The organism is Rhodothermales bacterium, assembly GCA_034439735.1.
Taxonomy (GTDB): domain Bacteria; phylum Bacteroidota; class Rhodothermia; order Rhodothermales; family JAHQVL01; genus JAWKNW01.
Genome location: JAWXAX010000143.1, coordinates 1 through 6,249, shown reverse-complemented (window position 1 = coordinate 6,249; position 6,249 = coordinate 1). Strand labels below are relative to the sequence as shown.

Genomic DNA, 6,249 nt, shown 5'->3' with positions numbered 1-6,249 from the left:
TGCAGGATCCCGCCGTTGCGGTAATAATCCACCTCAACCAGCGTATCGAGCCGGCAGGTGGTCGTAAACGACACCTTCGAGCCGTCCGCCTTCGTTGCCGTCACCGCGATGTCCTGCCGCGGTTTCACGTCATCCGTCACCGGCACGTCGAACGTCTCTGTGCCATCCAGACCGTGTGAGGCGTAGGTCTCGCCGTTTTTGAACTGGAGTGGCAGCACCCCCATCCCGATCAGGTTCGAGCGGTGGATGCGTTCGAAGCTCTCGGCGATGACGGCCTTCACTCCGAGGAGGATCGTGCCCTTCGCCGCCCAGTCGCGGCTGGAGCCCATCCCGTAGTCCTTGCCGGCGAACAGAATGAGCGGCGTGCCAACGGCCTGGTATTTCATCGACGCGTCGTAAATCGAAAGCGTCTCACCCGTCGGGAGATACTTCGTGATGCCGCCTTCCGTGCCGGGGAGGAGTTTGTTTTTGATGCGGATATTGGCAAACGTGCCGCGCATCATCACCTGGTGATTTCCGCGGCGGGAGCCGAAGGAGTTAAAGTCGAGATACGACACCCCGTTGGCGGCCAGATACTTGCCGGCAGGCCCGTCGTCCTTGATGTCGCCGGCGGGGGAGATGTGGTCCGTCGTCGTCGAATCCCCCCAGATGCCCAGTACGCGCGCGCTACGGATCGGCGCGATCGTAGGGGTTACCCGGGTTAGGTGATCGAAATACGGCGGCTCCTGGATGTAGGTCGACTCCGTGCTCCACTCGTAGATGGAGCCCTCGGGGATCTTGATCCGGTTCCAATCCTCGTTCGATGTCTCGATGCCCGTGTACTCTTTCTTGAACATCGCCGGCGTGAGGAAGCGGCTAACCGCCTCCTGGATCTCCTTGCTGGTCGGCCAGATCTCCTTCAGGTACACCGGCTTGCCGGCGGTGTCCGTCCCGAGCGGGTCCTTCGTGAGGTCGATGTCCACCGTCCCGGCCAGCGCGTACGCCACCACGAGGGGCGGCGAGGCGAGGAAGTTGGCCTGGACGTTCGGGTGGATGCGACCCTCGAAGTTGCGGTTGCCCGATAACACGCCGGAGACGATGAGGTTGCCCTCCTTGATGGCCTTCACGACCGGCTCGTTGAGCGGGCCCGAGTTGCCGATACACGTCGTGCAGCCGTAGCCGACGACGTTAAAGCCAAGCTGATCGAGGTACGGCTGCAGGCCGGCGGCCTCCAGGTAGTCGGTAACGACCTTCGACCCCGGCGCGAGGCTGGTTTTGACGAACGGCTTCACCGTCAGGCCGCGCTCGACGGCCTTTTTCGCCACGAGGCCGGCGCCGATCATCACCGACGGGTTGCTCGTGTTCGTGCAGCTCGTGATGGCCGCGATGGCCACGTCGCCATGGGCCATGTCCAGCATGATGCCTTTATCGTCCTGGTATTTCCCTGTTTTGGCCACCGCCTCGGAGCTCAAGCCAAAGCCTTTCGGGCCGGGCGGCGTCTTGAGGGACGTCGCGAACACGCGTTGGACATCGGACAGCGGAATGCGGTCCTGCGGCCGCTTGGGGCCGGCGAGGCTCGGGACGACCGACGCGAGATCGAGCGTGATGATGTCGATAAACTCGGGGTCCGGCGTGGCGTCTGTCCGGAAGAGGCCCTGCTCTTTTGTGTAGCGCTCGACGAGCTGGACGATGGACTCGTCGCGGCCCGTGCGTCGGAGGAAGTCGATGGTCTCGCTGTCCACCGGGAAGAAGCCCATGGTCGCGCCGTATTCGGGCGCCATGTTGGCGATGGTGGCGCGGTCCGGCACCGTCAGCCGGCTGAGGCCCGGACCGAAAAACTCGACGAACTTATCGACGACGCCGTAGGCGCGGAGCATCTGTGTGACGGCCAGCACGAGGTCGGTCGCCGTGGCGCCCTCGTGTAACTTCCCCGTGAGGCGGAAGCCGACGACCTGCGGGATGAGCATGTAGACCGGCTGGCCGAGCATAACGGCCTCCGCCTCGATCCCACCCACGCCCCAACCGACGACGCCCAGGCCGTTGATCATGGTCGTGTGGCTGTCGGTGCCGACAAGCGAATCCGGGTAGGCGACCGATAGCCCGTCTGCCTCGGGGCGGGTCCATACGGCGCGGGCGATGTACTCCAGGTTTACCTGGTGGCAGATGCCCGACGCCGGCGGCACGACGCCGAAGTTGTCGAACGCCTGCTGGCCCCAGCGGAGGAACTCATACCGTTCGGCGTTGCGCTCGAACTCGAACCCCGCGTTGATCTGGAGCGCGTTTTTGCCGCCGTAGGCATCCACCTGCACCGAGTGGTCGATCACCAGGTGCACCGGCACGCCCGGGTTGATCTCGTCCGGGTCCCCGCCGAGGCGGGCCATGGCCGAACGCATCGCCGCGAGGTCGACGACGGCGGGCACGCCCGTGAAGTCCTGCAACAACACACGCGCCGGCATAAATGGGATCTCTTCCTGAGCCGGCGCCTTCGGGTTGTACGTGGCGAGGCGTTCGACATCTTCCTTCGTCACCAGAAACCCGTCACACTCGCGTAGGGCAGCCTCCAGAAGCACCTTGATGGAGAAAGGAAGGCGCTGGATGCCGGGGAAGGATTTCGCGAGGTGATCCAGCCGGTAGATGTACGCCGGGCCCGAACCCGTTTCGAAAGTGGCTTTGGCGCCGAAATAGTCCCGTTTGTCAGGCGTGGTGCTCATAGTCTGGGCTGTCAAAAGATGGCAAGTCGAGAAGGGCTACTGATACCGGGGGGTACTGAATTTTGTTCGGTGGATGGGCTTTTTCCGAGTGGATTCGCCAGAAATGAACAATGTGATGCCCCGACGATGATTCACCCCCGTAGGGACACGATACATCGTGTCCAGGGTATCGAGCCCGCGCCCCATCGTGCCAGGGGAAACCCCAGGGTCTGGTACGGATAGGGCGGCAGGTCAGATCATTCCGAGCTGCACCCGTATAGCCCGCTCGATCGCCTGGAGTTCGCCCGGGGAAATCGTTCCCATTTTACTGAGTAGACGCAGTTTGCTCACCGTTGCCAGCTGGTCAGCCATCGCCTTTCCCTTGTGATTCCCGATCTCCACGAGTGCTTCACTCGGATAAAGGCGGTCTACAGTAGAAGTGACCGGAACGACCTGGACCCGGTTCAAGTGGCGGTTCGAGGCATCGTTACTTACAACGACTGCCGGGCGCTTTTTCTGGGTCTCGCCCCCGAGCGAAGGGTCAAAATTGACCCACCAGACGTCACCACGTTTCATCTGTAGCCCCATCTCCCGTGTTGGCTACATGGGCCTCCGCCCATTCGAGCGCCTCCCCCTCGCGTGCTGTGTCAGCCGCCATCTCGGCATAAGCCGCGTCGAGTTGATCTTGGATCACGTGCGGCCGCAACAGCCGTTCGATGAACTGACTGATATTGCCGGCGCCGACCACCCGGTACAAGCCGTCGTAGATGGCTTCGTCGATGGTAATGGTGAGCTTCTTCTGCATGGTCGTGCGGGTTACACGTGTTACATACGTGTGGGTTACGAGAGGGGGTATCGGCCTGTTCCGAAGGTGTGTTACATTTCATCTCTGGCCCGCTTGTAGACCTCAAGGGCCTGGTCTCGACCGCCCCCGGAACCGGCCGGCGGACCCCTCGGTTTGAGGGGCTCACCACGGGGATATAGCTCAGTTGGTAGAGCGCTGCAATCGCACTGCAGAGGTCAGGGGTTCGACTCCCCTTATCTCCACACGAACATCCAAAACCTGCTCCGGCCTCCGGCGCAGGTTTTTTTATACCCCGTCACCCCCACGTCGCCTCCAGCACCCGCACTCAGTTCCTGTAGCCGATCTTCTCCAGCTCTCCCTGCCCGAAACCCACCCAGCGCGGCCATCATTCGAGCACCGCCCTCAGCGCCCGCACCATAAAAGTCGTCGCGAGCAGCGGGTCGTCCTCTTTGTTCGGGGCTCCAGCCGGATTGACAAACGAATCGTCATCGCAGACCCGGGTTTCGAGCAGCGCCATGATCTCCTCCCGCCAGCCCTCCGGACCGCCCATCGCGGCGTACACCTCGGCGCGTACCATCAGGTGGTAAAACACCATCGCGCGATCCCAGCCAGCCGGCTCGTTTTCAGGGATCCCCTCGGGAGCGTCGAGCCTCGGATGGGCCAGTATCCAGGCATGGGCATCCCGCACGCGCGGATCCTCCCGGTGCACGCCGGCCGCGAGCAGCGCCAGGAGTCCGTCGCAGGTGGCGGTGGCGTAGCCGCGGTAGACCGGCGCGCCGGCCGAGTCGGCCGTGAAGCCGCCTTTGTTGGCGAACACGGCTAGCGGGGCGTAATAAAAGCTGCCGTCGTACGTGGGCCGGCCGCGGTTCTGCAGACGATCCAGAAAAACCTGCGCCCGGGTGTAGACGGAGTCGGACGCCCCGCCCGCCTCGCGCAGGGCCTCCAGCACCCGACGGGTATGGGAGAGGTCGACATGACCCACGCTGCCCGCCGGCAATCCTACCTCCCCGAATCCCCACCCTCCGAAGGCGGGATGATCCTCCGAAATGCCTCGCCCGGGCCCGAACTGCTGGCCGAGCAGGTAGGCCCGCATCCGGCCGGCTATGTCGGGATCGTCCTTCAACACACGCAGCGCCAACGCGGTGGCGTAGTTGGGATATTCGAGGACAATCGGGCTCGACCGACCCAGGGCGCCGGCGGAGTCGAGCCGGCTTCGGAGGAACTCCAGCGCCAATTCGCGTCCTGGCCCATCGCCCAGAGCGTGGAGGATAAACGGTGTCCACGCCTCGCCGCCCCGCACAATGCCGTGGGTGGCGCTGTGCCATCCGCCATCCTCCCCCTGTTGCGCCCACAGATACGCTTCCGCCCCCGCGAGCAGCCCCTCGGCCCGGTCTTGAACCGAAGGCTGCCCACAGGAAGCGAGGAAGAGGGGAATAAATGCAAAGTGTAAAATGCAAAATGCAAAATAGAAATCAGGCCATGGAGATCTTTGCATCTTCACTTTTCACTTTTATCTCCACTTTTATCCCCACTTTTCACTTTAATTTTTCACTTTTAACTTTTCACTTTTAACTTTTCACTTTTAACTTTTCATTTTTTGCCAGCATCGTCATAATCACGGCCGCCGTGCAAAACACCGGGCTTGTGATGCAGTGGTGGCCGGACCAGCTGCCGTCGCCGTTCTGCACAGCGGAGAGGCGCTCGAACATCTTCTGGTACCAGACGCTCCAGTCCTCGCCACCGCTTTTGGCGAGCGACTCGCTGGTCATCATATAACTCAGAAACTCCTCGCCGCCGTTGTTGCCAAACCCCTGGAGTACGGCGTCGTCGTTGAGCATCGCCTTCGTGGCTTCGTTCTGGCGGTAGGCATCCTCCAGCTCCTTCGCTTTGTCCGCCGTATAGCCCAGTTGTTCGAGGCTCTGGGCCGACGGCGCGGCGCTCGGGGCCAGGTCGCCGCGTTGTTTGGCGTCTTCCATGGCCTGGCGGACTTCCTGCGCGTCCTTAGCCGTCGCGCGCTGGTTGCTGGCGATCGAATAGAGCGAGATGCCGGCGGCGCTTTCCGTCCGCACCGCGCCCGTCTCGGCGTCTACGTTGCTGCGCTGGTAGCGGCGCGACTTCTCGAGGGCTTCCTCATCCACGTCCATGCCGGCTTCCTGCGCCATCTCAAACGCATTGTTCGCCATGGCCGACTGCAGCACGGCCGCCCATCCCCCCTGATCGTTCCAGCTGCCATCGGCCGCCTGGGTCGCCGAAAGTTTGTTCAGACAGATACCCAGCGCCCGCTGCGCGCGGCCGGCCAACACGGCATCTCCGCCCAGGTGCGGTAGCACCTGCGTCAGGAACTGCGCGGTCATCGAGACATCGATGTTCTGGCCGAGTTTCGACTGCGGCTGGGTGCCGGTTAGATCGGTTATGTTGGGATGGCCGATGGGATGCGCCTCGACCTGTTCGACGAGGAATCGTACGGCTTTGAGGACGTGCTCGCGGTAGGGGCCGGACGCCGGCGTGCTGCCGGTGCGGAGCAACGCCATCGCCGCGAAGGCGGTCGTGGCCGGGTCGGCGACGACGGCTTGGGGGTCCGTGATTTCCTGATGGGCATGCGAACCGGCGCCCCAACCGCCATTTTCGAGCTGGGCGGCGGCCAGCCAGTCGAGCCCGCGATGGATAAACGCCGGCACGGGTCGAGGTTCGTCGGGCGATGGCGGAGGGAGTGGTATCGGGGCGGGCGCCGGCTGATGAATCGGCACCACGGGAATGGGCGGCGGAGGAGGAGGA

Annotated in this window: 5 protein-coding genes and 1 tRNA gene; 1 reads left to right on the top strand and 5 read right to left on the bottom strand. The window is 63.2% G+C overall.

The window, feature by feature from the left end:
- The 3 genes from acnA to SH809_11165 all read right to left on the bottom strand — a co-directional run.
- Nucleotides 1–2,690, bottom strand: a 2,690-nt coding sequence (gene acnA, locus SH809_11175; GenBank protein ID MDZ4700258.1) for an aconitate hydratase AcnA, incomplete at its 3' end; no start/stop codon positions are given.
- A 231-nt stretch (nucleotides 2,691–2,921) separates the two neighbouring features.
- Nucleotides 2,922–3,245 (bottom strand): type II toxin-antitoxin system PemK/MazF family toxin, encoded by a 324-nt coding sequence (locus SH809_11170; GenBank protein ID MDZ4700257.1) that lies wholly within the window; start codon nucleotides 3,243–3,245, stop codon nucleotides 2,922–2,924.
- The gene (locus tag SH809_11165) at nucleotides 3,232–3,474 is read right to left on the bottom strand and encodes a hypothetical protein (protein MDZ4700256.1); all 243 of its coding nucleotides are present in this window, start codon (nucleotides 3,472–3,474) and stop codon (nucleotides 3,232–3,234) included. The genes SH809_11170 and SH809_11165 overlap by 14 nt, the downstream gene beginning before the upstream one ends.
- A gap of 169 nt (nucleotides 3,475–3,643) precedes the next feature.
- Between SH809_11165 and SH809_11160 the strand changes: the two genes are divergently transcribed.
- Nucleotides 3,644–3,716 (top strand) — tRNA-Ala (locus SH809_11160).
- Nucleotides 3,717–3,859: 143 nt separating this feature from the next.
- Here the strand turns inward: SH809_11160 and SH809_11155 are convergent.
- The gene (locus SH809_11155; GenBank protein MDZ4700255.1) at nucleotides 3,860–4,969 is read right to left on the bottom strand and encodes a hypothetical protein; all 1,110 of its coding nucleotides are present in this window, start codon (nucleotides 4,967–4,969) and stop codon (nucleotides 3,860–3,862) included.
- 73 nt (nucleotides 4,970–5,042) lie between these two features.
- A partial coding sequence (locus tag SH809_11150) for a hypothetical protein (protein ID MDZ4700254.1) occupies nucleotides 5,043–6,249 on the bottom strand: 1,207 nt, incomplete at its 5' end.

What these genes read in the sequence shown, in the direction of transcription:
- SH809_11170 (MDZ4700257.1), bottom strand. Translation starts at nt 3,245, where the DNA reads ATGAAACGTGGTGACGTCTGGTGGGTCAATTTTGACCCTTCGCTCGGG.
- SH809_11165 (MDZ4700256.1), bottom strand. Translation starts at nt 3,474, where the DNA reads ATGCAGAAGAAGCTCACCATTACCATCGACGAAGCCATCTACGACGGC.
- SH809_11155 (MDZ4700255.1), bottom strand. Translation starts at nt 4,969, where the DNA reads ATGCAAAGATCTCCATGGCCTGATTTCTATTTTGCATTTTGCATTTTA.